Genomic DNA, 23,014 nt, shown 5'->3' on the forward strand with positions numbered 1-23,014 from the left:
ACTCCCGGCTTCTCTTTTGTCTCCTGCAGCGCAGGGATTATCGGCCGGAAATCCGTGTCCCGGCTCAGCCCGATGACGAGCGCCTGTCCTTGCCCGACCTGCGGCAATGCAACGCGTGCGGACTTCTGTCCGGCGTCATCGAGCCCGCATGTGCGGCCCGTCGTGGGGTCGCGACGGCCTTTGAAGAACCCGGAGGGCGGCCGCCAGCCCAGCTTACGTGACGCAGACCACATCTGAACTGAATGTGACGCACCCTCATCCGACCGGTTCGATGCCCCGCCGCACAACGTGCCGCGCGCACGGCACAGGCTGCAGCCGGGCAACGAAACGGGTTTTCCACATAGGACAACCCGCGACTGTTCGTGGGAGCCCTCGCAATCGAGGCTGTTTTGATGACGACGAAATCCCGGCAGTTACCGGAAGGCATGGATTTATGGCGAACCAACGAACTCCACCAGGCCGGCTTCAACGACAGGAGAATTGCTTCCCTGGTGCGGAGCGGGGAGTTGGTGAGGCTTCGCAGGGGGTGCTATCTCAGGGGCAGTACCTGGGCAGCTCAAAAACCCGCCGTAAGGAGCCGCAGCTGATCGCCGCACACGCCCACGGAACACTAACGACGTCGGCACGCGGCTTCGTCTACAGCCACACTTCTGCGGCGCGACTTCATGGCTTGTTTCTCCTTAACGTTGATGACCGGGTGCACATCACCACCCCAACCACCGCTTCTTCCACGTCCCACGGAGCTGACGTTGCGCCGCATACCCGCGCCTTGGCGGCGGGCGAAGTCCAGACGGTAAGGGGCATGCCCTGCACCTCACTGGAACGAACTGTGGTGGATAGCTGCCTCATACTCAATGACAAGCAATCCCTGGTGCTTATGGACCACGCCCTACGAAAAGGCGCTGACGCCGGGGAAATCCGGCGAAGGTGCGCCCTCCTCAAGGGACGCCATGGAGTCCTCTCGTTACGCAGAGCCCTGGAGAACGCGGATGCGAGGTCGGAATCCCCCGGCGAAACATTGACGCGCGAGCTCCTGCAACGCCTCGGGATCGAGATGCCTGAGCTGCAGGTCAGGGTCTCATCAGCCGAGGGAGATCATCGCTTGGACTTTGCCTGGCGGAAAAAGCAGGTGGCCTTGGAGTTTGACGGCAAGGTCAAGTACTTCGACTACGCGCCCACGGCCGAGGTGCTGTACAAGGAACGGCTGCGCGAGAAGGCCTTGATGGAGCTCGGCTGGACGTTCATCCGCGTCCGCTGGCGGGACTTGCACCGGGAACAGGAGTTCAAAATGCGGGTCCTTCGTGCGCTGCGGCAACGGAGTTGAGCCCGGTTCGGGGGTCCGCTGCACACTCGATGCTGCGCACGGCACACTGTGCAGCGAAGCATCGAAGCAGCGGGAGAACCAAGCGCGTCCGGGCACAACAAGGCGGGCGACACCTCCCCAGGTGCCGCCCGCCGTTGGCTCTGTTGCGCAGAGTCCGCGCCCCTGTTGCAGATCAGGGGCGCTGCCGGCCGAACACCGGAAGCGCACGCAGCCAACGGGAGAACCCGCCGGCCTTGCGATCACAGTCGGCCGGAATGTAGAAGTCCGGATCTGTCGCACCAAAGGGCAGGTACAGTTCCTGGCCCGGCGCCGGGAATTCCACGACGCTGTTCGTATCCTTCGAGTCCATCTGTTCCTCCTCTTTCTCGTGCTCAGTTTCCGCTCTTCGGAAAACTTTTATTGTTATGTGGAAAGTGTAGGCAGCGGGCGAGTCACCCGTCAAGACCCCCGGAGAAGCCGAATGAAGTTGCCCCGGTCACATTCGGGTAGTTCATAACGATCACCGGGAAGCCATATACACAACCCGAAAACATGCGCTACTCTCGAATCAGTTCGTGGCGTAGGTCACGTAACCTGAGAGCAGCAGGCAGGGTCGTAATGAGCTGGCATCCATGGATGCCGGCTCTTTTTTGTTGGGTCGGCTCCACCAGAAACGCAGTGGAAACACGCGCTTAATTTCATTGATGGAACGTAGGTTCCACCTCACAGAAGTTGGGATATGACCATGAGCAACAACATCGTCCTCGGCGAAAACCAGTACGGCAAAGCAGAAGTCCGCGTCGTCAAGGTCACTCGGGATACGGACCGCCACCACATCGAAGACCTGAACGTCACCTCGCAGCTGCGTGGCGACTTCCAGGCCGCACACCTTCAGGGCGACAACGGCCACGTCGTTGCCACGGACACCCAGAAGAACACCGTCTACGCGTTTGCCCGTGAAGGCATCGGCTCGCCCGAATCCTTCCTCCTGCGCCTCGCGGACCACTTCACCGGCGGATTCGACTGGGTCACCGGCGGCCGTTGGGAAGCCGAGGCCTACAGCTGGGACCGCATCCAGGCACACGGAGAGGGACACGACCACAGCTTCGTCCGCAACGGCCAGGAGGTGCGTACCGCCGTCGTCGTCCGTGATGGCGCAACCACGCACGTGATTTCCGGCCTCAAGGACCTGACCGTCCTCAAGACCACGCAGTCCGGTTTTGTCGGCTACCCGCGCGACAAGTACACCACCCTGCCGGAGACCACCGACCGCATCCTGGCCACCGACGTATCCGCCCGCTGGCGCTACAACACCAACCTGGACGTCGCCGGCACGGACTTCAACAAGAGCTACGACGACATCAAGGCCCTCCTGCTGGAAGGCTTCACCGAGAACTACTCCCACGCCCTGCAGCAGACGCTGTTCGACATGGGCAAGAAGGTCCTGGAAGCACACAGCGAAGTTGATGAAATCAAGTTCTCCATGCCCAACAAGCACCACTTCCTGGTTGACCTGAGCCCGTTCGGCCTCGACAACCCCAACGAGGTCTTCTTCGCCGCCGACCGCCCGTACGGCCTCATCGAAGCAACTGTCCAGCGCGAGAACATCGAGGCTGCACCCGTTGCCTGGAGCGGCATCGCCGGCTTCTGCTAAACCGCAACACCCCCAGGGACTTGTGTGCAGGTCCGGCTCCGAAGCGCCCCGCAAGGGGCCGGGCCTGCACCCAAACCCAACCCCAAAAACCCCGCAACACCAAAGATTTTGTTAGCCAGACACAGTTAGCCAGACGAAGACGTCTGCCATGAACCTAGGAAGTCTGCCATGAACATCAAGAAAAAATCCCGCCCCGCGAATACCACCGCCTCGCACCGTCCTGAACGGCCCGAGGACAAGAAGCTCTCCATCGGAAGCACCTTCGCCTACGGCTTCCAGCACGTCCTCACCATGTACGGCGGAATCATCGCCCCGCCGCTGATCATCGGTGCAGCCGCCGGCATGTCCTCGCAGGACATCGGCCTCCTTATTGCCGCCTGTTTGTTCGTTGGCGGCCTGGCCACCATCCTCCAGACTGTAGGCATCCCGTGGTTCGGCTCGCAGTTGCCGCTGGTACAGGGCGTTTCCTTCGCAGGCGTCTCAACCATGGTGGCGATCGTCCAAGGCGGTGGCGGGATCCAGGCGGTCTTCGGCTCGGTGATCGTGGCATCCCTGATTGGCCTGGCGATCACTCCCCTGTTCTCCAAGATCATCAAATTCTTCCCGCCCGTGGTGACGGGCACGGTGATCACCACCATCGGCCTGACGCTGATGCCCGTGGCCGCGAACTGGGCCATGGGCGGCAACGCCAAGGCCGAGAACTACGGCAGCGTCTCCAACATCGGGCTCGCGGCGGCCACCATGGGCATCGTCCTGCTGCTGAGCAAGGTGGGCAACGCCGCCATTTCCCGGCTCTCGATCCTCCTGGCCATGGTGATCGGAACCATCATCGCGCTCGTTGCGGGCATGGCTGACTTCTCCAAGGTGGGCCAGGGCGACATCGTCGCATTCCCCACGCCCTTCGCCTTCGGTGCTCCAACCTTCGAAATTGCCGCGATCATCTCCATGCTCATCGTTATCCTGGTGACCCTGACCGAGACCTCGGCAGACATCATCGCAGTGGGCGAAATCGTCGACACCAAGGTTGACTCCCGCCGCATCGGCGACGGCCTCCGCGCCGACATGCTCTCCAGCGCGATCTCCCCGCTGTTCAACTCCTTCACCCAGAGCGCCTTCGCCCAGAACGTGGGACTCGTCGCCATCACCGGCATCAAGAGCCGCTTCGTGGTCAGCGCCGGCGGCCTCATCCTGGTCATCCTCGGTCTCCTGCCGATCCTCGGCCGGGTTGTCGCAGCGGTTCCGACGCCCGTCCTGGGCGGCGCCGGCGTCGTGCTGTTCGGTACGGTGGCAGCCAGCGGTATCCGTACCCTGGCCAAGGTCGAGTACAAGAACAACATGAACCTGATCATCGTTGCCGCTTCCATTGGCTTCGGCATGATCCCCATTGCGGCACCGAAGTTCTACGACCAGTTCCCCTCCTGGTTCTCCACGATCTTCCACTCCGGCATCAGCTCCGCTGCGGTCATGGCGATCATCCTGAACATCCTCTTCAACCACTTCAAGGCCGGCAACTCGGACAACCAGTCGGTGTTCGTCGCGGGCACGGACCGGATCGTCAGCGAAGAGGACATCAAGTGCCTCAGCGAAGGCGACCGCTTCGAAAACGGCAAGCTGATCGACGCGGACGGCAACGAAGTTCCGCTCAAGACATCCAGCGCGTCAGAGCACTAGCTCCGGTCCGCAGATGACAGAAGGCGGCAGTGTTTCCTTGGGGGACACTGCCGCCTTCTTTTCGTCCCGGCGGGACGACAAAAGATGGCAATGTTCCAGCGGAACATTGCCATCAAATGCCAACTGGGCGTTAGTTCTGGTTCAGCTCCGCGGAGATGGCCATGGCTGCTTCACGCAACATGGGCACGGCGCGGTCGGCGAAGCTCTGGTCCACGCGGGTGATGGGGCCGGAGACGGAGATCGCCGTGGGCGTGGGAGCGTTGGGAACGGCCATGGCGAAGCAGCGGACGCCGAGTTCCTGCTCTTCCTCGTCAATGGAGTAGCCGCGTTCACGGATGAGCTTCAGGTCTGCCAGCAGGGAGTCGATATCGCCGATGCTCTTGGCCGTGGGAGTAGGCATGCCGGTGCGTGCAACGATTCCGCGGACCTGCTCATCGTCCAGCTGGGCCAGGATGGCTTTGCCGACGCCGGTATCGTGCGTGTGGGCGCGGCGGCCCACCTCGGTGAACATGCGCATGGAGTGCATGGACGGGACCTGCGCCACGTAGATGACCATGTCGGAATCGAGGACTGCCATGTTGGAAGTTTCGCCGAGGCGTTCCACCAGGGTCTTCAACTGCGGACGAGCCACGGCACCAAGCTGCTTGCTGGCACCCTCCCCAAGCCGGATCAGCCGCGGGCCCAGGGCGTAGCGGCGATTGGGCAGCTGCCGGATGTAGCCCAGCGACACCAGCGTGCGCAGCAGCCGGTGGATGGTGGGCAGGGGCAGGTCAGTGGACGACGAGAGCTCGCTCAGGGTGACATCGCCGCCCGCGTCCGTGATCAGTTCCAACAGTTCAAAGACGCGCTCAACGGACTGCACGCCTCCGGAGGCTTTTTCAGCCATTCCCTTGTCTCCAATGACTCAGATTCCGACAACTCTTATCCGCATCGTGAAAAGAATGCTTAGAACACCCAAGATACAGCACGAGGCGCACCTCTGCGATGACACCGAACATGACCAAGCAAGGGCTTGTGTTTCCACTTTGTAGATAATAATATCCATAATACGAAAACATTCAGTTTGGAACGGCGGCCCGGGAACGGGCCTTACAGGAGGAATTTCAATGGCGAATCCGAGCCCCGGAAACTCGATCACCCTGCGCGTCGCCGCACCGTCGAGCTTCACCGCTACCAGCGAACTGGCAGCAGCCGTCGGCGCAGCCGGTGCAGCAATCACCGCGCTGGACGTCACGGAATCCCACCACGAGACGATCGTCGTTGACGTCACCTGCAACACCACCGACGACGACCACGCAGCCCGCGTCAAGGACGCCCTGAACGCCCTCGACGGCGTCACCGTCCAGCACGTCTCGGACCGCACCTTCCTCATGCACCTGGGCGGCAAGCTCGAAGTTGTCCCCAAAGTAGCCCTGCGCAACCGCGACGACCTGTCGCGCGCCTACACTCCCGGCGTCGCCCGCGTCTGCATGGCGATCGCTGAAGACCCGGCCGCTGCCCGCAACCTGACGGTCAAGCGCAACACCATCGCCGTCCTCACCGACGGTTCGGCAGTCCTGGGCCTCGGCAACATCGGCCCCGCAGCCGCCCTTCCCGTGATGGAAGGCAAGGCTGCGCTCTTCAAGCAGTTCGCCAACGTGGATGCCTGGCCGGTCTGTCTGGATACACAGGACACCGAAGAGATCATCATGATCGCCAAGGCCATGGCACCGGTCTACGGCGGCATCAACCTCGAAGACATCGCCGCGCCGCGCTGCTTCGAAATCGAGAACCGCCTCCGCGAAGAACTCGACATCCCGGTCTTCCACGATGACCAGCACGGCACCGCGATCGTCACGCTCGCTGCCTTGGTCAATGCCCTGCGTGTGGTGGACAAGAAGCTCTCCGAAGTCAAGATCGTGGTCTCGGGCGTCGGCGCTGCCGGCTCGGCCATCATCCAACTCCTCAAGGCCCAGGGCGCGCAGCACATCATCGCCGCCGGCCGCTCCGGAGCCATCCACTCGGGCGAAAAGTACGACGACGAGCACCGCAGCTGGATCGCCGCGAACACCAACGAAGAAGGCTTCTCCGGAACCCTGCACGACGCCCTCAAGGGAGCGGACGTCTTCATCGGCGTCAGCGCCCCGCACGTCATCGGCGAGGAGCAGGTTGCTTCCATGGCCGAGGACGCGATCGTGTTCGCCATGGCCAACCCGACGCCGGAAATCGATCCCGTGATTGCTTCCAAGCACGCAGCAGTAGTGGCCACGGGCCGCAGCGACTTCCCGAACCAGATCAACAACGTGCTGGCCTTCCCCGGGTTCTTCCGGGGCCTGCTGGATGCCGGAGCGTCGGACATCACGCCGAACATGCTGGTAGCCGCAGCCGAGGCAATCGCCAACCGGGTAGCTGACGAGGAGCTGAACGCGAGTTACATTATCCCCAGCGTCTTCGATCCCCATGTTGCCGCCGATGTAGCGACCGCCGTAGCCAACGCTGCGCACGCCAACGCCGCCAGCGCACTCTAGAAAAAGGAATCCGCTCACATGGCTATCACAGTCACAGATCCCCAGCCGATCGATCGCGCCGAGGAAATCCTCACCCCCAAGGCCTTGGCCTTCATCGAGGAACTGCACCAGCGCTTCGCAGGCACCCGCAACGAACTCCTGGAGGCCCGCAAAGCCAAGCGCCAAAAGGTCGCCGAAACCAGCCGCCTGGACTTCCTTCCGGAGACCCGCGAAATCCGCGACGGCGACTGGAAGGTTGCCGAGGCACCCGCAGCTTTGCAAGACCGCCGCGTTGAGATGACCGGCCCCGCGACCCCGGCCAAGATGGCCATCAACGCCCTCAACTCCGGCGCCAAGGTCTGGTTGGCTGACCTCGAAGATGCCAGCACGCCCACCTGGCCCAACGTCATCGACGCCATCCTCAACCTCCGCGACGCCGCCCAGGGAACCCTGAGCTACACCTCCCCCGAAGGCAAGGAATACCGTCTCCGCACGGACGCTCCCCTGGCCGTTGTGGTGGCCCGCCCCCGCGGCTGGCACATGGAAGAGAGCCACCTGCTGATCGACGGCGAACCCGCCGTGGGTGCGCTGGTGGACTTCGGCCTGCACTTCTTCCACATCGCCAAGCAGCTTCTGCTCAACGGCCACGGCCCGTACTACTACCTGCCCAAGATGGAGAGCCACCTGGAGGCACGCCTCTGGAATGACGTCTTCGTCTTCGCCCAGGACTTCCTCGGCATCCCGCAGGGCAGCGTCCGCGCCACCGTGCTGATCGAGACCATCCCGGCCGCGTTCGAAATGGACGAGATTCTCTACGAACTCCGTGACCACGCCTCTGGCCTGAACGCCGGACGCTGGGACTACCTCTTCAGCATCATCAAGTACTTCCGTGATGCAGGCGAAGAGTTCGTCCTCCCGGACCGTGCCACCGTTGCCATGACGGCTCCGTTCATGCGCGCCTACACCGAACTCCTGGTCAAGACCTGCCACAAGCGCGGCGCTTTCGCCATGGGTGGCATGGCCGCCGTCATCCCCAACCGCAAGCAGCCCGACGTCACCGCCGCTGCCTTCGACAAGGTCCGCGCCGACAAGACCCGTGAGGCGAACGACGGCTTCGACGGTTCATGGGTTGCCCACCCGGACCTCGTTCCCACCTGCCGCGAAGTCTTCGACTCCGTGCTCGGTGACCGGCCCAACCAGCTGGACAAGCAGCGCCCGGAGGTGAACGTCACCGCTGAGCAGCTGATCGACGTCGCGTCCGCCGGCGGAACCGTCACGGAAGCCGGCCTGCGGCTGAATCTGTACGTCGCCGTCGCCTACACGGGCGTCTGGATCTCCGGCAGCGGCGCGGTAGCCATCCACAACCTCATGGAAGACGCCGCGACCGCGGAAATCTCCCGCTCGCAGGTGTGGCAGCAGATCCGCAACAAGTCCGTCCTCGCGGACACGGGCAACACCGTGACCCGCGAACTGGTCACCCGCATCCTGGGCGAAGAGACCGAGCGCCTGCGGATCGAGTTCGGCGACGAGAACTTCACCAAGTACTACGAGCCGGCGTCCAAGCTGATCGAGGACATCTGTCTCTCCGACGATTACACGGACTTCCTCACCACGCCCGCGTATGAGCTGGTGGGCTGAGATGGGTTCATTCTCTGCATCCGACCTGGCACACATTGAGTCGCAGCTGGAGGCAACGGACCAGTTGCTTGACCGCAACTACCCCGGCGACGACGGCTCACGCCAGCCCATCCACACCGTCTACATCCCCGCCGACCGCTTCACGCCCACCTTCGTGGCAGATTGGGGCGCCCAGGCACTCGCGACGGCGGAAGCCCACGGTGGCCTCGAAAAGCTCGGTCAGCTGTTGGGCCAGGAACCTCACCTGGCTGCCGCTGTTGCCGAGCGCGTCGCCGCGAAGCTCGCTTCCGAGCCGATCGAGGACCTCCGTCTGGACTTCGAGGACGGCTACGGCGCCCGCGGCGATGAGGCAGAAGACGCCGACGCCGTTGCTGCCGCCAACGCAGTTGCCGCAGCAGTTGCCGCCGGAACGGCCCCGCCGTTCATCGGCATCCGCTTCAAGTGCTTCGAAGCACCGACGCGTGCCCGCGGCCTGAAGACCCTGGACCTGTTCGTCTCCACCCTGGCCCAGGCCGGGGAACTCCCTGCCGGGCTGATCCTCACCCTGCCCAAGGTCACCACGGTGGCACAGGTGCAGGCCATGGACTTCGCAGTGTCGCGGTTGGAAGAAGTGCACGGACTCCCCGCAGGCCGGCTCCGCTTCGAGGTGCAGGTGGAAACGCCGCAGCTCATCATCGGTGCCGACGGGACCTCTCCGGTAGCCCAGCTCCCCCACGTTGTTCCGGGCCGTATCAGTGCCCTGCACTACGGGACCTACGACTACAGCGCCTCGCTGGGAATCTCCGCCGAGTACCAGTCCATGGAGCACCCCGTGGCCGACTTCGCCAAGGAAGTCATGCAGCTCGCTGTTGCCGGCACGGGAATCCGTCTCTCCGACGGTTCCACCAACATCATCCCCGTCGGTGACGCCGTGGAAGATGCCTGGAAGCTGCACGGCCGGCTGGTCCGCCGTTCCCTGGAGAACGGCTACTACCAAGGCTGGGATCTCCACGCCGCCCAGCTGCCCAGCCGCTTCTCGGCGTCGTATGCGTTCTACCGCGAAGGCCTTCCCGCCGCGGCACTGCGCCTGCGCAACTACGTGGAACGCACCGAAGGCGGCGTCATGGACGAGCCCGCCACGGCCCGTGCCCTCGCAGGCTTCGTCCTCCGCGGCGTCCAGTGCGGCGCAGTGGGGACCGACGAGGTCAAGGCGCTTGCCGGCGTCGAACTTTCACAGCTGACCGCGCTTGCGCACCCGCGGCTCGCACAACCGACTTCCCACTGATAGGAGCTTCCCGCATGGGCAACTACTACTACCCGCAGGGCGGACTGCCGCCCCAGACACATCTGACCACGGAACGGGCCATCGTCACCGAGGCTTACACGGTGATCCCCAAGGGCGTGATGACGGACATCGTCACCAGCAACCTGCCGGGCTTCTCCAACACGCGTTCCTGGATCATCGCGCGGCCGATTTCCGGCTTCGCCACCACGTTCTCCCAGCTGATCGTCGAGATCGCCCCGGGCGGCGGGGCACCCAAGGCAGAATTCGAGGCCGGCGTTGAAGGCGTCATCTTCGTGACCAAGGGCCAGGTCAACCTGACGCTCGACGGCGAACTGCACCACCTCGAGGAGGGCGGCTACGCCTACCTCGCCGCCGGCGCGGAGTGGGGCCTGGAAAACGTCTCGGACGACATCGTCTCCTTCCACTGGATCCGCAAAGCCTACGAGCGCCTTGAAGGCTTCGAGGCCAAATCCTTCGTCACCAACGAGAAGGACGTGGAGCCCACCTCCATGCCGGACACCAACGACGTCTGGAAGACCACTCGCTTCACGGACTCCAGCGACCTCGCCCACGATATGCAGGTCAACATCGTGACCTTCCAGCCCGGCGGCGTGATCCCCTTCCCGGAAACCCACGTCATGGAGCACGGCTTGTACGTGCTGGAAGGCAAGGCCATGTACTTGCTCAACAACGACTGGGTTGAGGTGGAAGCCGGCGACTTCATGTGGCTGCGCGCGTTCTGCCCGCAGGCTTGCTACGCCGGTGGACCGGGCGAGTTCCGCTACCTGCTGTACAAGGACATGAACCGCCAAGTGAAGCTCACCTAGTCTTCTCCTTGCGCCGAGATCGCCGGAAAGCTGCCAGTTCGCTGGAGCTATCCGGCGATTTCGCGTTTCTGCGGCGTTTTCGCGTTTCTGCGGCGAAGTCAGCGGCGAACTTGGCGGCGGCCGATGGCCAGCCCGGCGCAGAACGCGAGGACCAGCAGGCCAACCCCCGCCACGGCCAGCCCCAGCTGGCTTCCGCGGCTGACAAAGCTCCCCCCGCTCGGTTGGAAGACGTTGTCGCTCAGCGGCGCGTAGGCAAACCAACCAATCGGTTCGTTGGTTCCGTTCCACGCCACGATCAGCCCAACGATCGCGGCAACCAGGCCCAGCAAAGGCACGACGACGACCGCCAGTTTCCGGGCGGGCTGCGGTGAGTGGTGTTCCCCAGGCGTGTTGTTGTCCCCCATGCGGCCGAGTCTAACCTGCCCGGCCGCCGGCGATCCTGTACGACTCCTGCAGCAGTTCGTCGAGCTCGTCCACGTCGATCCCCTCCAGTCGGACCAGGAGCAGCTTCGGGGATTGGTCGTGATGAGGTGTCCAGAAATAGGTGTCCGGTTCCATGGCTGCGAGCGCTTCACGTTCATCGGTCTTGACCGTGACAACCCCGTCTTCCCAGATACGTGCCATGAGCGTCTTGGCGAACCAGGCGGGTTGACCCCAGCTCAAGCGTTCGCTGACACCCGGCATCTCCAGGCAGATCCTCCTGACGTCCTCTTCGGTGGCCATGGTTCACTGTGGCATTGGCGCGCTTCCGAGGACAAGACATCCCGGGCAACCCGTAGCTAGGCTGGGCCGGCTGCGGTAGCGCCGGCGTCGAGGGTCTATTTGCCCATCCCGAGCGTGAGTCCCTCGGTAAGCCGCCGGCCCAGCCACACGTAGATGACCAGCATGGGCAGCACCACCATCACCAGGCCTGCGAACAGTCCACCCCAGTCAGCGCCGGAGTAGGTCTGCTGTTGGACGAACGAAATCAGCGCTACCGGGAGCGTGTACTTCTCAGTGGATTGCAGCAGGGTCAAGGCCAGAAGGGTCTCGTTCCAGTGCGAGATGACCTGGAGGATGAAGGCAGTGAGGATGCCTCCCTTGGCCAAAGGCAGGGTGATGCGCCAGAAGGTTCCGAAGGCCGTGGTCCCGTCGAGGGCTGCGGCTTCCTCCATTTCCAGGGGGAGGGAACGGAAGAAGGCGGTCAGCAGGAAGACCGTGAACGGCATGGAAACCCCGATGTAGACGAGGTTCAATCCGATGATGCTGTCCGTGAGGTACACCTTGTTCAGCATCACGAACAGCGGAATCAGGATGACCTGCGCCGGAATTCCGAGGCCCAGGATGAAGTACAGGCTCAGGCCGCGGGTGAGCTTGTTGTCCACCCGGCTCAGGTAGTAAGCGCACGGCGCGGCGATGGCGACGGTAAGGACCGACGACACCACTGTGGTCAGCAGGCTGTTCCACGTGGCCACCGCGAAGTCTCCCACGGTCCAGGCCCGAACGAAGTTGCCGAAGTCCAGGGAGGCCGGCACGCCCCACGGGTCATCAAGAATGGCCCGCGTATCCCGGAAGGCCTGCGCCACCATCCACACCAGCGCCGCGATACTGATCGCAACCACCAGCCACAGCAACCCCACACCGATGCCCCGGACTACGCTGCGTTCCCCCCGCAGGGCGGGACTGACACCGCGGCGTCCCCGCCTGCGGGCGGTCAAGGGAGCCAGCAGTTTGTATTCGCTCATGTCATTTCCTTTAGAACTCGACGGCGTCGCGACGCATGGCGCGGCGCAGCAGGACAACCAGGACGGAGATCAGGGCCAGCGACAACACAGCGGAGGCCGTTGCGGCTCCATAGGCGGGCGTGGACTGTCCGGAGAAGGCGTTGACGTAGGTGTAGACGGCTGCCGTCCAGCTTTGGGTGGGAGGCACCCCTGCCCCGGAGCTACCGCCGAATACCCACACGATCTCGAAGATCTTCACCGACGAGATGGTCCACAGCACGGCACAGGTACCGAAGACATCCCAGGTCAGCGGGAGGATGACGTACCGCAGCCGCTGGAACGCGGAGGCTCCTGCCAGGGCGCAGTCCTCGTAGTAGTAGGGCGGAATACGGTCGACGCCGGCCATCAGGATGGTGGTGAAGTAACCGGTGGTGGTGCAGACCAGGGTGACCATGATGAGTGGGAAGATGTTGTCCTGTGCCAGCCACTTGGGCGGGTCTGTCACTCCAAGGGGCGCAAGGAGGCTGTTGACCATTCCGCCGGGGTTGAAGATGAAGCCGGCCAGGACACCGAAAACGAGCGCGTTGATGAGGTGCGGGAAGAAGATGACGTTACGGACCACCTTCTTCCCTGCCATGTCCCGGAGGACGAGCGTCATGGCGAAAGCGAGAATGAAGATTGCGGCTCCCACCACGAACAGCAGCAGCAGGGTGTTGCCGAACGATGACAGGAACAGCGGGTCCCGGAAGATCCGGCCGTAGTTGTCCAGGCCCACGAATTTCATGGGTCCGGAGCCGGCCCATTTGTGGAGGCTGATCCACACTGCACCAAGGGCGGGAACGATGAACAGGACCGTGTACAGGACGAACGCCGGACCCACGAAGGGAACCAGCAGCTTCTTGCGCTGCACATCGATGGAGCTTCCCGGTTGGCGGCCCTGAGCTGAGGCCTTCCTGGTCACCGTTTTCCGGGACTCGGGATTCTGCATTGCCGCTTTACCGGCGCGGGGTTCTTTCAGGCCGACGGACATCAGCCGTTGTCCTTCCAGTACTGGATCTGGGCTTCCTTCATCTTGGCCACGAACTCTGCGGCTGTGGTCTTTCCAAGGAACAGTTCATCGTCCCTGGGGAAGAAGACTTTCTCCGTGTATCCGGGGAACGTCACGCCGTCGTTCTGCAGGTGCGTGGCCGGAGCGGCGTCTATAGCGGCTTTGACGCTTGCGACGGCGGGATCCACCGGTGCGTCCTGCCTCACCGGCAGCACCTTGGCGTCCGTTCCGAGGGCGTCCTGGTACTTGGCGCCCAGCAGGTACGCCGCAAGCCGCTGGGCAGGAACCTGGTTCTTGGATTTTGCCGGAACAGCGAAGCCGATGAAGTCCACGCGGGCGCTGGCCGGCTTGTCGCCGATGGCCGGGAACTGGAACGAGGAGTATTCGAAGCCTGGGGCGGCGTATGAACCGGTTTCCGTGGGCGTCCACGAGCCGTTGAGGATCAGGGCGGCGTCACCGTTTGCCCAGAGCTGCTGTTGGGCGGGGAACTTGCTGGCGTTGTAGCCACTGTTGAGGTATCCGCCCTTGACCAGGGTTTCCACCTTTTGTGCTGCTTCAAGGACGGCAGGGTCATCCCATCCTGCGCCTGATTTGTCTTCTGCAAGGGCCTTGAAGCTGCCAGCGCCTTTGAGCCGGAGCAGCGAGGTAACGAACCAGGTGGAGTTATAGCCTGCGATATCACCGTCGGCGGCAATGGGGGCTGTTCCGCCAGCCTTCAGCTTGTCCAGGACTGCAATGAATTCATCCCAGGTGGCTGGCGGCTTTGCTTTGAGCTCCGGGTGCTTGGCGGCATCGAACCAGATGCCGTCCGAGCTGATGCTGTAGGGCACCATCCAAGGCTGTCCGTCTTCTCCCTTGAAGACGCCGTTGCTGGTGAACTTCTCCGGAATCACTGAACTGACGGTCTTCCCGTCCAGCTCGTACGCGTAGACGGACGTCAGGGGGCTGGCCTGCCCGGTTTCGCCGATCACCGGAGCGAGCTTGGCGAACGTTCCGTCCACCAGGTCCGGGACGTTGTTGGTGTTCAGCGCAGGGACGAGCTTTTCGGTGTTGCTGCGTCCCTGCCATTGGACGCTGACTTTGGCGCCGGTTTCTTTTTCGAAGTCCGCGATGGCAGTGGCGATGACCTTTTGCTGAGGTTCGCCGTCTTTCCACATCGACCAATAGTTGATGGTCTGGCCGGAAATGGACCCGGAAATATCCACGGCTTCGGCGGCCGGGGAGGCATCGGTGGCTCCGCCGCAGGCAGTGGTGGACAAGGCAAGCGCTGCACCCAACAGGGCGGCCAGTGGGCGAAGATGACGGGCTGTTTTGCCCATGGGAATCACCTTTCGAGTGAGGGGGAACCAGCCGGATGCGGTTCAGTGAGACGACTCTCACAGCCTCGGAAAGCAGGATTCAATGAGTATTTTGGAAAGTTTCTCCACCTGCCTGGCAGCCCGTGGGCGGTGGGACCCAATTAGGCATTTATTCCTCTTTTCCGGCTGCCCAACAATCGAGGAGACCTGCGCGGCGTTCCGATCGAACGAGCCCGCGCTCCGGCTCCGAGCTAAAGAGGGAAATTGATACGACTTGGAATCATTGGCGCGGGCGCCGTGGCACATTTCCATGCAGCATCCGCAGCGCGGATCAGCAACGTGGAGTTGGCCGCCGTCTGCGACCTGCGGCCTGAAGCCGCAGAGAGGGTCGCATCGCCATGGGGGGCTTCCGTCTTTGGGGACTACCTGGCCATGTACCGTGAGGCCGGCTTGAACGCCGTCATCATCAATACCCCGCACGCCCTGCACCTGGAGATGGTGCTGGCCGCAGCCGACCACGGATTGCACGTGCTGGTGGAAAAGCCCATGGCCACCACCGTGGCCGACTGCGATCGCATGATTCAAGCCTGCCGGGAGGCCGGGGTGTCCTTGGTGATCGGGCAGATCCAGCATTTCCTTCCGGAGAAACTGGCCGCGGAGGACGTACTGGCGAGCGGCGAACTGGGCCGGGTCCTGATGATCCGCGACTACAGGACCACCGATTACCGTCCGGGAACCCGGCCGGATTGGTTCTTCAGCGAGGCCATGGCAGGTGGGGGTGCACTGATGAACATCGGCGGCCATTGCCTTGACCGCTCCATCTGGTTCGGTGGCGCACCCGTTGAGTCCGTGAGCGCCTCTACCCTCAAGCGCTTCGGCGTTCCCGTGGAAACCGACGGTGCCATGGCGTTGACCCTCAGGAACGGGGTGCATGTCAGCATCTCCGTGGTGTCCGACGCCGTGCAGCGCTTGGACGAGGTCCTGATCGTGTGTGAGTACGGCACCCTGTCCTGCAGCCCCCACCATGGAACCTTGGTCCGGCGCGACGGCGTGACACGCACGGTATGGGAGCCGCGGCCCGAGGACATCCAAGAGGGCTTCTTCCTGCAGCTGCAGGATTTCATCACTGTGCTCGACGGCGGTGCGCCCAAAGTCAGTGTTGAGCACGCCCGCCACATCGTGGAGGTAGTCCTGGCGTCCTACGAGGCTGCCGGTAGCGGCCAGGCCGTGGTTCTCCTGGACAGTGGCCAGGAGCTCAGTACCCAGGAGCTCAGTGCCCAAGAGCTCAGTACCGGACTCGCCCTCACGGACGCCGGTTAGGACGACCCTCCGGCTGCGTCCGTGCCATCCCAGTTGGGTGGGGTGAAAGCCCCCAGGGGATCATCCAGCACGGACGCAGTCTGGCCTGCCCCCGCCACGGGAAGCCAACTCCCGTCGAGGCCAGGGACGGCGTGCAGCTGAAACCATTCCTGAAGCCGGGAACGCATGGCGGACACCCGTGCCGCGTGCGCCGGCTGGTCCACGAGGTTGACTCGCTCGTCCGGGTCGGCCAGGAGATCGTAGAGTTCATGCGGACCGTGCGGATAGCGGTGCACGTACTTCCAGTCGGTGCTGCGGATCATCCGGACGGGACCGTATTCGTCAAAGACCACGACGGCGCGATCGCCGGACGCCGGTGGCAGTCCGCCTAAAAGCTCCGCGAAAGACTGTCCCGGCCCGTCTTCGAAGGGGCTGTGGTTTACCTCCGCCAGCTCCAGGATGGTGGCCGCCATATCGTAGGCGGACAACAGTTCCGTCATTACCGCGCCCTGCCGGATCCTGGCCGGGAGTGCGAAGATCGCCGGCACTTTGACGGAGGAATCGTAGACGTTCTGCGGAAACGTCCCGTTGCCCTTCCCCCAAATGCCGTGGTGGCCGCAATTGAAGCCGTTGTCGCTGCTGAAGACCACCAAGGTGTTGTCTTGGATGCCGAGTTCCTCCAGCCGGCTGAGGACCGTCCCGATCCCGGCGTCCATGGCACTGACGGCGGCAAAGTACCCCACAAGGGCTGCACGGGTGTCTGCTTCGCCGCCGATCGGCACCCCGTCCACGGTGGGAGTCCATGGGTGCATGGCTTCCTGCGGGCAGCTGGAAAATCCGCAGTCGCTGTAGAGATCCTCAAATTCCGGCGGATGTTGCCCCTTCCACGGCTTGTGGGGAGCTGTGTAGTTGAGGGCCAGGAAGAAGGGTTCGGGCTCTTGCGAGGCATCGTTGATGAAGTCCAGGGCATCGCCGGTGATCGCGTCCGTCAAGTACTCGGTGACCGTTTCCCGGTGGCTGGTGCCGCCGTCGAACCTGTACATCACCGAGCTGTCATACGTGCTGCCGCCGCCTTCCAGGGCGAACCAGTGGCTGAAGCCCTTCCGGGGAGCATCGTTGGCGCCAAGGTGCCATTTGCCGGACAGGCCCAGGCGGTAGCCGGCATCGGCGAGGTCATCCGTGAACAACCGCTGACCCTGCAGGTAATCAGTGGCGTCCGCTCCGACCTCGACGCCCGCCAGGTAATCGTGGACGCCGTGGCGCGACGGGATGTCCCCGGTCATCAGGCTGGCGCGCGCCGGGGAGCAGACCGGTGAGGCGCAGAAGAAGTTCTCCAGCCGCGTGCCGCGGGCAGCGAGGCCGTCCAGATTTGGTGTGTGGATTTCGGGGTTTCCGGCGCAACCCAGCGCCCAGGCGCCTTGGTCGTCGCTGAGGATGAAAAGGATGTTCGGCTTCTTGTTGGACACCCTCCCATTGCTACTGAGCCTCAAGGCAAGGAATCAATGAGCATTCCCGGTTGGCGTGAAAATACTCCGGGGATCTGACAATTACTCCTCAAATACTCTCTAAATTGTGGTGCATGATGAGAGAAATCGTCTGTCCACAGGTGGAGATGGATCATGCCAAAGAGGAAACAGGAACCGGACTCCGGTGGCGCACCCCTTCGCGACACTGCCAAGGCCAACTTGAAGTTCCAGGACTTGAGCGACGACCTCCGCAGGGACATCCTCGCCGGGACGTGGGCCGTGGGGACCAAGCTCCCCACCGAGCAGCAACTCGCGGCAGAGACCGGCCTTTCCCTGACCACGGTGCGGAGGGCCTTCGAGGACCTTGTAGGCAAAGGGCTGGTGGTCAGGCGGCAGGGCGCCGGCAGCTTCGTCGCTGCACCACAGCGCACGCAGAAACGCTCGAGGTTCGTCATCGGCGTCCTGCTCCCGGACACGCAGCTGTACTACCCGCGCGTCCTCCAGGGGATCGAGGAACACCTCTCGGCCCGGGGCGCGAGCCTGCAACTGTCCACGTACCACTACGACTTCACGCGCGAGAACGCCGGCATCCAGTTCCTTCTGGATGCCGGCGTGGACGGCCTCATCCTGGTGCCGACGCTGACCGGTTTGGCCGATCCCCAGCAGCGCGTCGCCGAGCTCATGGCCCTTCCCGTGCCGGTTGTCCTCTTGGAGCGGAGCCTTGACGATCTGGGGCCCGGCGACCGCACGGAACACGTCTGCTCGGATCACCAAGGCGGAGCGTACGACGCCGTCATGCACCTCCACCGCTTGGGTCACCGAAAGATCGGGCTACTCACGCGCGCGAACGAGGCCGCTCGCAGCAGTAATCCCACGCAGGCTGCGGTCATCGCAGGGTATACGGCTGCCATCACGGCGTTGGGGTTGGAGAACGATGGGCACATGGCGTTCAGCGCAACCAAGCCGGAGTGGGAAGCCGACCAGGCCGAGCACATGTTCGGGCTGCTGGCTGGCAGTGGTGCCACGGCGGCGTTGGTCTTCGGAGACCGGGAAGCCGCTCTGCTGGAAGGCGCCGCGTCCAGGCACGGGGTTCGGGTTCCCGAGGACCTCGCGCTCGTCTCCTATGACGACGAAATGGCTGACCTCGCCCGGATACCGCTCACGGCGGTTTCGCCCGCCAAGCACAGGCTGGGCGTCATGGCCGCCGATGTCCTGCTGCGTCGGCTCACCGAAGGCGACGCGTGTCCGCTCTACCAGATCCGGTTGCGGCCACGCATTGTGGTCCGTGACTCCTGCGGGGCGAAGCGTTGTGAGGCCCGCTCTGCGGTCTCCGGGGGCTAAATGGCGCGCAGAGCGGGCCCCACAACGAGGCTCTAGCGGCGGAGCTTGATGAGCTTTGTCTGGCCGCTGAGCCCAGTGGTGTCAAGCGTCAGGGTGCTCCGCCCGTCGGCGTCCGTCCCCAGGGTGCCCGCGCCCTCCAGGACGCTGGACCACGTACCCTCCGGCAAGGTCAGCGTGAGGCCGGCGGCCTTCTGCGTCGGCTCGCTGACGGCCAGGCTCAGCTCATTCCCATGCCTGGAGAACACCACGCACGCAGGACCCGATGCGCCAAGATCCCCCGCCATTCCGGGCTTCCAGAACGTTGCGGCCGTGGTCTTCGCGGTCTTGAACTCCACGGACTGGGCCGTAGCATCGTTGCGGATCACGCTGTACTTGTTTCCCTGCAACAGCTTCCGGGTCAGGTCCACCGATGCTCCCGGCGCCACCATGTACGCATAACTGCCGGCGACAGGCCCGACCCCGTGATCCACGAAGAGGGTGGCGAAATTGCGCTGCTGCACTGTGGGGCTGCCATTGATGTTGACCCCGGACCAGCTGCCGGACCGGGTTTCCCGCAGCACGTGGAGCGGGGAATCATCGAGCATCGCGTACCCGCCGAATCCCTCCAGGTGCACCCAGCGCCCATCGCCCAGCACCTCAACGGTGCCTGCCGTTCCAGCGATGGTGCCCGCCGCCGTCGTGAGTGTATTGCTGCCTTGGTGGAGGTTGCGGTGGTCGACGATGGTTTCCACCCTGGCGCCCGAAGCAGTGCTGATGTCCGCGCCGAGGCAAACGGTGACGTCGCCGCTGACAAACCAGGACTTCCGCGCGGTCAGGCCCGTGCGGCCCGGCCCCAGCAGATGCTGTCCGACGGCGGCCACCTCGCCCAGCGTCGTGGCCCCGCTCCACTCATTCGCGGGGACGGCAGCGCCCCACTCCCCCTCCACCTTGTCCGGCAAGGGAGTGGTGTCCACCGTGATGCCGGGGAGGCGGTTGTAGTTGGCCGTGGCCCAGAACGCGTCGTCGTACTGGCCGAGGTCGGACGTGTAGAAGTAGGTCATGCCGGAGCCAGTGTGATAGCCGCGGTTGTTCTCGCCGTTGCCGCATTCGTACCAGGCAATGCGGTTGCTGGACAGGGCGAGCGACAATGCCCAGCCGGGTCCGCGGTGCATGGTGCGGTCCATCGCGGGGAAGAGCTTGTGGCCGGTAGCTTCTGCCACGGGGGCAACACCAGTAGCTTGGAGCTCCTTGACCAGTGCCGTCCTGGGCACGCTCGCACTGTTGAGGATCGGTCGATAGGTATTGCGCGCAATCCAGCCAGCGCACAAACCCCGCCATCGGGCCGCCGTCGCTGGATCCATGGCCCGTGCCAGGAGCAGGATGGCCTCGATCGCCGACGCCCCCAGGTCATAGCCGGTGTTGGCCTCACGGCTGATGCTCCTGCCGCGGACGGCATCGGCCATGGCCCCGTTGATCATGACGGGCGCAAACGAGCCCTCCACGGCGTCGAAGAAGATGCTGCGCGTTGGGTCGGAAACCTCGAACGCCGTACCTCCCAGCAAGGAGAACAATTTGGACAGCCCGGTGAGCAGGACAACTCCGTAGGAACCGGTGTACGGAGTAGTGCTGTGTTGGATGAACGAGCCGTCGCGGAAAATGCCGTCTCCGCTGGTGACGTACTGCCACACCTGGCTGAGTCCGGCCACAGCATGGTTGAGTTTGGCCGGGTCCTCTCCTGCCAGGGAACGGATGATGATGCCCTGGCACAGGTCCACGCGGTTGGCGCCAACGGAGGTGATTTTGCCGCGCTTGGGCGGGAACTGCAGCCACGGGTCGGGCACGAAATGGTCGATGGCCGCGCAGTAGGCAGTGCGTTCCGCGGCCGACAATTCGGCATGCAGGAGCACCATGGCGTCGGCGAGTGCCCGGGGTACGCCGATCTCCCAGGACCACCAGTTTCCTACCTCTTCCTTTCTGTCGTTGTAGCAAAGGGTGTTGGCATCAGCCAGGCCGGCCTTGATGGCGGCAAGGACCGCGACGTCCCCGAACACGGCCGCTGTGGGGGTGGCCCAGGCCGTGGCCAGTTGGGACAGGCGGGTGTAGGTGGTGACCATTTCTGCGTCCTTGGCCAAGGACAGGTCCGTGAACACCGAGGTTCGGCCCGACGACGTGTTGAGCTTGGCCAGAGAGTCTGCGGCTTTGTTGTTCAGTGCGGTGATGGCTTTGGCGAAATCGGGGTCGCCGGCCTGGATGACGTTGCGGCCCGTGATTTGGTCCACCCAACGGTTTCGCAGCGCTGCGAACTCCGCGGCGCCCGGTTCTGCCTCGGCCCAGGCGTTCTGCGCGAACATCGAGCTGACCACTGCCGCCAGGGAAAGTGCGCCGGCACCCTGGAGCAGGGTCCTGCGGGGGAATTGAAGTGACAAGGAGTTGCTCCTAACACTCGTGGCGGGACGGGGTCCGGCGTCCTTCGCCGGGTCCGCCACTGGCTTGGGTTGAAGTCAACGCGATGCCGAAGAGAGGAATAAAGCAGTACCTGGTCACGTCCACGTCGCCGGAAACGTGCGGGACCGCCGTCGAGACCTCCCGGGCCCCGGCTGCGGCGAACAGTTGGGCTTTCTGCACTGCTTTGCCTACGGAGCGTCGCTTAGGAGACTGTACGGGCGGCTGATTCCCGGTACGACTAACGTGGCACCAGGTGTCGGGAGATTTCGGCGGCAGAATCCCGCAGTTCGATGGTGCCGCTGGCGACACCGACGACAAGCTTGAAGCCCTTATCTGTGGTGAAGTCATGCTGATATCCGTTGACCCAAAGCAGCAGCACCATGAGTGTCCATGCGGTTCGCTTGTTGCCATCAATGAGTGGGTAGAACCGGGCGACGGACTCCAACAGCGCAGCCGCCTTCAGTGCAAGGTCGGGATAGGCATCTGTGCCCAAGACGCTTGTAGCCGGCCTGGCCAAAGCCGAGGCGAGCAGGCCGACATCGCGGATATGGAAGCCGTACCGATCAACGACTTGAAGGGCATCCTCGATGTCCAGGTATGCTGTCACGCGTCTTCAAGGCGCGTCAGGAGCTCAGCATCATGACTCATGACGAAATCAAGGCCCTCGCTGATTTCGCGTCGGCGCGCATGGCGCTGCAGAACCAGCTCTGCCCCCTGTAGCAGGAGCGCGGACTTGGATGTGTGTTCCTCGGCGGCCAACTTCTCCAGCCGTCGATCCAGGTCTTCAGGTACGCGCAGGTTCATGGCCATGCATCAATGGTACCAGAATGGTACTGATGAAGAGAGCTTCGTCCCGACTGTCGCGGACTGCCCCGGGTTCGCGGCGATCTCGCTGCAGCACCCCTTCGGTAGAGTGCTCACCATGGATGACAAAGCAACGTTGCTCAACTATCTCCGTACCCGCCGGCAGGACCTGCTGGACAAACTGGACGGCCTCGGCGAATACGATGTCCGCAGGCCCATGACCCCCACCGGAACCAACCTGCTGGGCCTTGTGAAACACGTTGCCGGTGTGGAGCTGGGATACTTCGGCGAAACGTTCGGGCGACCGAACGGACGGGAACTCCCCTGGTACGAGGCCACCGCCGAACCCGACGCCGACATGTGGGTGCCTGCCACCCAGAGCCGCGAAGAGATCATCGAGTTGCACCACTTCTCCGCCAAGCACAGCGACGAAACCATCGAGTCCCTCCCCTTGGACGCGCCGGGCGTAGTGCCGTGGTGGTCCGAAGAGAAAAAGAACGTCACCCTGCACCAGATCCTGGTCCACATGTGCGTCGAAACGGCCCGCCACGCAGGCCATGCGGACATCATCCGGGAACTTATCGACGGCCAAGCCGGCCAGCGCGCGAATGATCCCAACATCCCTCAACGGACCGCAGAAGAACTGGCCGCACACCGCCGGCGCATAGAACAGGCAGCGTTGGAAGCCGACGGGCGCTGACTTTCACAGGCACGGGGAGACCTTCACAGCCGCCGCATATGCGAGGCAAACCTCAGGCGTAGCCTGCCTCCGTAGAAATGAGGCATGA

The 23,014-nt window shown here is 63.6% G+C and carries 21 protein-coding genes and 1 pseudogene; 10 read left to right on the forward strand and 12 right to left on the reverse strand.

Going from position 1 to position 23,014, the window contains the following annotated elements; translation table 11 throughout:
- Positions 1-392 precede the first annotated feature (392 nt).
- Positions 393-1,324: pseudogene (locus HMI60_RS16320) on the forward strand (type IV toxin-antitoxin system AbiEi family antitoxin domain-containing protein).
- Between the two features lie 172 nt (positions 1,325-1,496).
- Here the strand turns inward: HMI60_RS16320 and HMI60_RS16325 are convergent.
- Positions 1,497-1,673, reverse strand: a complete 177-nt coding sequence (locus tag HMI60_RS16325) for a hypothetical protein (protein ID WP_018778855.1) — start codon at positions 1,671-1,673, stop codon at positions 1,497-1,499.
- Positions 1,674-2,042: 369 nt separating this feature from the next.
- Here HMI60_RS16325 and pucL point away from each other — a divergent pair, with 369 nt between their 5' ends.
- Both pucL and HMI60_RS16335 read left to right on the forward strand, forming a co-directional pair.
- Positions 2,043-2,957 carry a factor-independent urate hydroxylase gene (pucL, locus tag HMI60_RS16330; protein WP_018778854.1) on the forward strand — a complete coding sequence of 305 codons (915 nt, stop codon included), beginning with the start codon at positions 2,043-2,045 and terminating at the stop codon, positions 2,955-2,957.
- 168 nt (positions 2,958-3,125) lie between these two features.
- On the forward strand, positions 3,126-4,628 hold the full coding sequence (locus HMI60_RS16335) for a nucleobase:cation symporter-2 family protein (protein ID WP_193589992.1): 1,503 nt from the start codon (positions 3,126-3,128) through the stop codon (positions 4,626-4,628).
- Positions 4,629-4,758: 130 nt separating this feature from the next.
- Here the strand turns inward: HMI60_RS16335 and HMI60_RS16340 are convergent, their stop codons facing one another.
- The gene (locus HMI60_RS16340) at positions 4,759-5,514 is read right to left on the reverse strand and encodes an IclR family transcriptional regulator (protein ID WP_018778852.1); all 756 of its coding nucleotides are present in this window, start codon (positions 5,512-5,514) and stop codon (positions 4,759-4,761) included.
- Positions 5,515-5,734: 220 nt separating this feature from the next.
- Here HMI60_RS16340 and HMI60_RS16345 point away from each other — a divergent pair, with 220 nt between their 5' ends.
- From HMI60_RS16345 to HMI60_RS16360, 4 genes are read left to right on the forward strand one after another with little or no spacing between them, the layout of a single operon-like run.
- A complete protein-coding gene (locus tag HMI60_RS16345) occupies positions 5,735-7,135 on the forward strand; it encodes an NAD-dependent malic enzyme (RefSeq protein WP_018778851.1) in 1,401 nt (466 codons plus the stop codon).
- Between the two features lie 18 nt (positions 7,136-7,153).
- Positions 7,154-8,752 (forward strand): malate synthase A, encoded by a 1,599-nt coding sequence (gene aceB, locus HMI60_RS16350; RefSeq protein WP_193589993.1) that lies wholly within the window; start codon positions 7,154-7,156, stop codon positions 8,750-8,752.
- Between the two features lies 1 nt (position 8,753).
- On the forward strand, positions 8,754-10,016 hold the full coding sequence (locus HMI60_RS16355) for an aldolase (protein ID WP_193589994.1): 1,263 nt from the start codon (positions 8,754-8,756) through the stop codon (positions 10,014-10,016).
- 14 nt (positions 10,017-10,030) lie between these two features.
- The gene (locus tag HMI60_RS16360; protein WP_055972375.1) at positions 10,031-10,843 is read left to right on the forward strand and encodes a bifunctional allantoicase/(S)-ureidoglycine aminohydrolase; all 813 of its coding nucleotides are present in this window, start codon (positions 10,031-10,033) and stop codon (positions 10,841-10,843) included.
- 98 nt (positions 10,844-10,941) lie between these two features.
- Here the strand turns inward: HMI60_RS16360 and HMI60_RS16365 are convergent, their stop codons facing one another.
- The 5 genes from HMI60_RS16365 to HMI60_RS16385 all read right to left on the reverse strand — a co-directional run bounded on the left by HMI60_RS16365 (position 10,942) and on the right by HMI60_RS16385 (position 14,913).
- Entirely contained in the window at positions 10,942-11,247 is a 306-nt protein-coding gene (locus HMI60_RS16365) for a hypothetical protein (protein ID WP_193589995.1), read from the reverse strand.
- 10 nt (positions 11,248-11,257) lie between these two features.
- Complete coding sequence (locus tag HMI60_RS16370) at positions 11,258-11,566, reverse strand: MmcQ/YjbR family DNA-binding protein (protein WP_055972381.1); 309 nt, start codon at positions 11,564-11,566, stop codon at positions 11,258-11,260.
- Between the two features lie 95 nt (positions 11,567-11,661).
- Positions 11,662-12,567: a carbohydrate ABC transporter permease gene (locus HMI60_RS16375; RefSeq protein ID WP_039242882.1), complete on the reverse strand. Its 906-nt coding sequence runs from the start codon at positions 12,565-12,567 to the stop codon at positions 11,662-11,664.
- Positions 12,568-12,577: 10 nt separating this feature from the next.
- Entirely contained in the window at positions 12,578-13,576 is a 999-nt protein-coding gene (locus tag HMI60_RS16380; RefSeq protein WP_193589996.1) for a carbohydrate ABC transporter permease, read from the reverse strand.
- Positions 13,576-14,913 (reverse strand): extracellular solute-binding protein, encoded by a 1,338-nt coding sequence (locus tag HMI60_RS16385; protein WP_193589997.1) that lies wholly within the window; start codon positions 14,911-14,913, stop codon positions 13,576-13,578. The genes HMI60_RS16380 and HMI60_RS16385 overlap by 1 nt, the downstream gene beginning before the upstream one ends.
- Positions 14,914-15,156: 243 nt before the next feature.
- Between HMI60_RS16385 and HMI60_RS16390 the strand changes: the two genes are divergently transcribed.
- On the forward strand, positions 15,157-16,212 hold the full coding sequence (locus tag HMI60_RS16390; protein ID WP_227453566.1) for a Gfo/Idh/MocA family protein: 1,056 nt from the start codon (positions 15,157-15,159) through the stop codon (positions 16,210-16,212).
- On the opposite strand, the gene HMI60_RS16395 is transcribed toward HMI60_RS16390, so the two are convergent.
- Positions 16,209-17,657, reverse strand: a complete 1,449-nt coding sequence (locus HMI60_RS16395) for a sulfatase-like hydrolase/transferase (RefSeq protein ID WP_193589998.1) — start codon at positions 17,655-17,657, stop codon at positions 16,209-16,211. The genes HMI60_RS16390 and HMI60_RS16395 overlap by 4 nt on opposite strands.
- 153 nt (positions 17,658-17,810) lie before the next feature.
- Here HMI60_RS16395 and HMI60_RS16400 point away from each other — a divergent pair, with 153 nt between their 5' ends.
- On the forward strand, positions 17,811-18,998 hold the full coding sequence (locus HMI60_RS16400) for a substrate-binding domain-containing protein (protein WP_055972395.1): 1,188 nt from the start codon (positions 17,811-17,813) through the stop codon (positions 18,996-18,998).
- A 32-nt stretch (positions 18,999-19,030) separates the two neighbouring features.
- On the opposite strand, the gene HMI60_RS16405 is transcribed toward HMI60_RS16400, so the two are convergent.
- The 4 genes from HMI60_RS16405 to HMI60_RS16420 are packed head-to-tail and all read right to left on the reverse strand — an operon-like array spanning position 19,031 to position 22,232.
- Complete coding sequence (locus tag HMI60_RS16405) at positions 19,031-21,403, reverse strand: polysaccharide lyase 8 family protein (protein ID WP_193589999.1); 2,373 nt, start codon at positions 21,401-21,403, stop codon at positions 19,031-19,033.
- Positions 21,404-21,413: 10 nt separating this feature from the next.
- Positions 21,414-21,602, reverse strand: coding sequence for a hypothetical protein (locus tag HMI60_RS16410; RefSeq protein ID WP_144027665.1), 189 nt, complete (start codon positions 21,600-21,602; stop codon positions 21,414-21,416).
- A 58-nt stretch (positions 21,603-21,660) separates the two neighbouring features.
- Positions 21,661-22,029 (reverse strand): type II toxin-antitoxin system death-on-curing family toxin, encoded by a 369-nt coding sequence (locus HMI60_RS16415; protein WP_193590000.1) that lies wholly within the window; start codon positions 22,027-22,029, stop codon positions 21,661-21,663.
- The gene (locus HMI60_RS16420; protein WP_223941739.1) at positions 22,026-22,232 is read right to left on the reverse strand and encodes a ribbon-helix-helix protein, CopG family; all 207 of its coding nucleotides are present in this window, start codon (positions 22,230-22,232) and stop codon (positions 22,026-22,028) included. The genes HMI60_RS16415 and HMI60_RS16420 overlap by 4 nt, the downstream gene beginning before the upstream one ends.
- Before the next feature lie 112 nt (positions 22,233-22,344).
- Here HMI60_RS16420 and HMI60_RS16425 point away from each other — a divergent pair, with 112 nt between their 5' ends.
- Entirely contained in the window at positions 22,345-22,926 is a 582-nt protein-coding gene (locus HMI60_RS16425; RefSeq protein WP_039242981.1) for a DinB family protein, read from the forward strand.
- Positions 22,927-23,014 lie beyond the last annotated feature (88 nt).

Origin of the sequence: Paenarthrobacter sp. YJN-D (assembly GCF_015040335.1) — a bacterium.
In the GTDB taxonomy this organism is placed as follows: domain Bacteria; phylum Actinomycetota; class Actinomycetes; order Actinomycetales; family Micrococcaceae; genus Arthrobacter; species Arthrobacter nicotinovorans.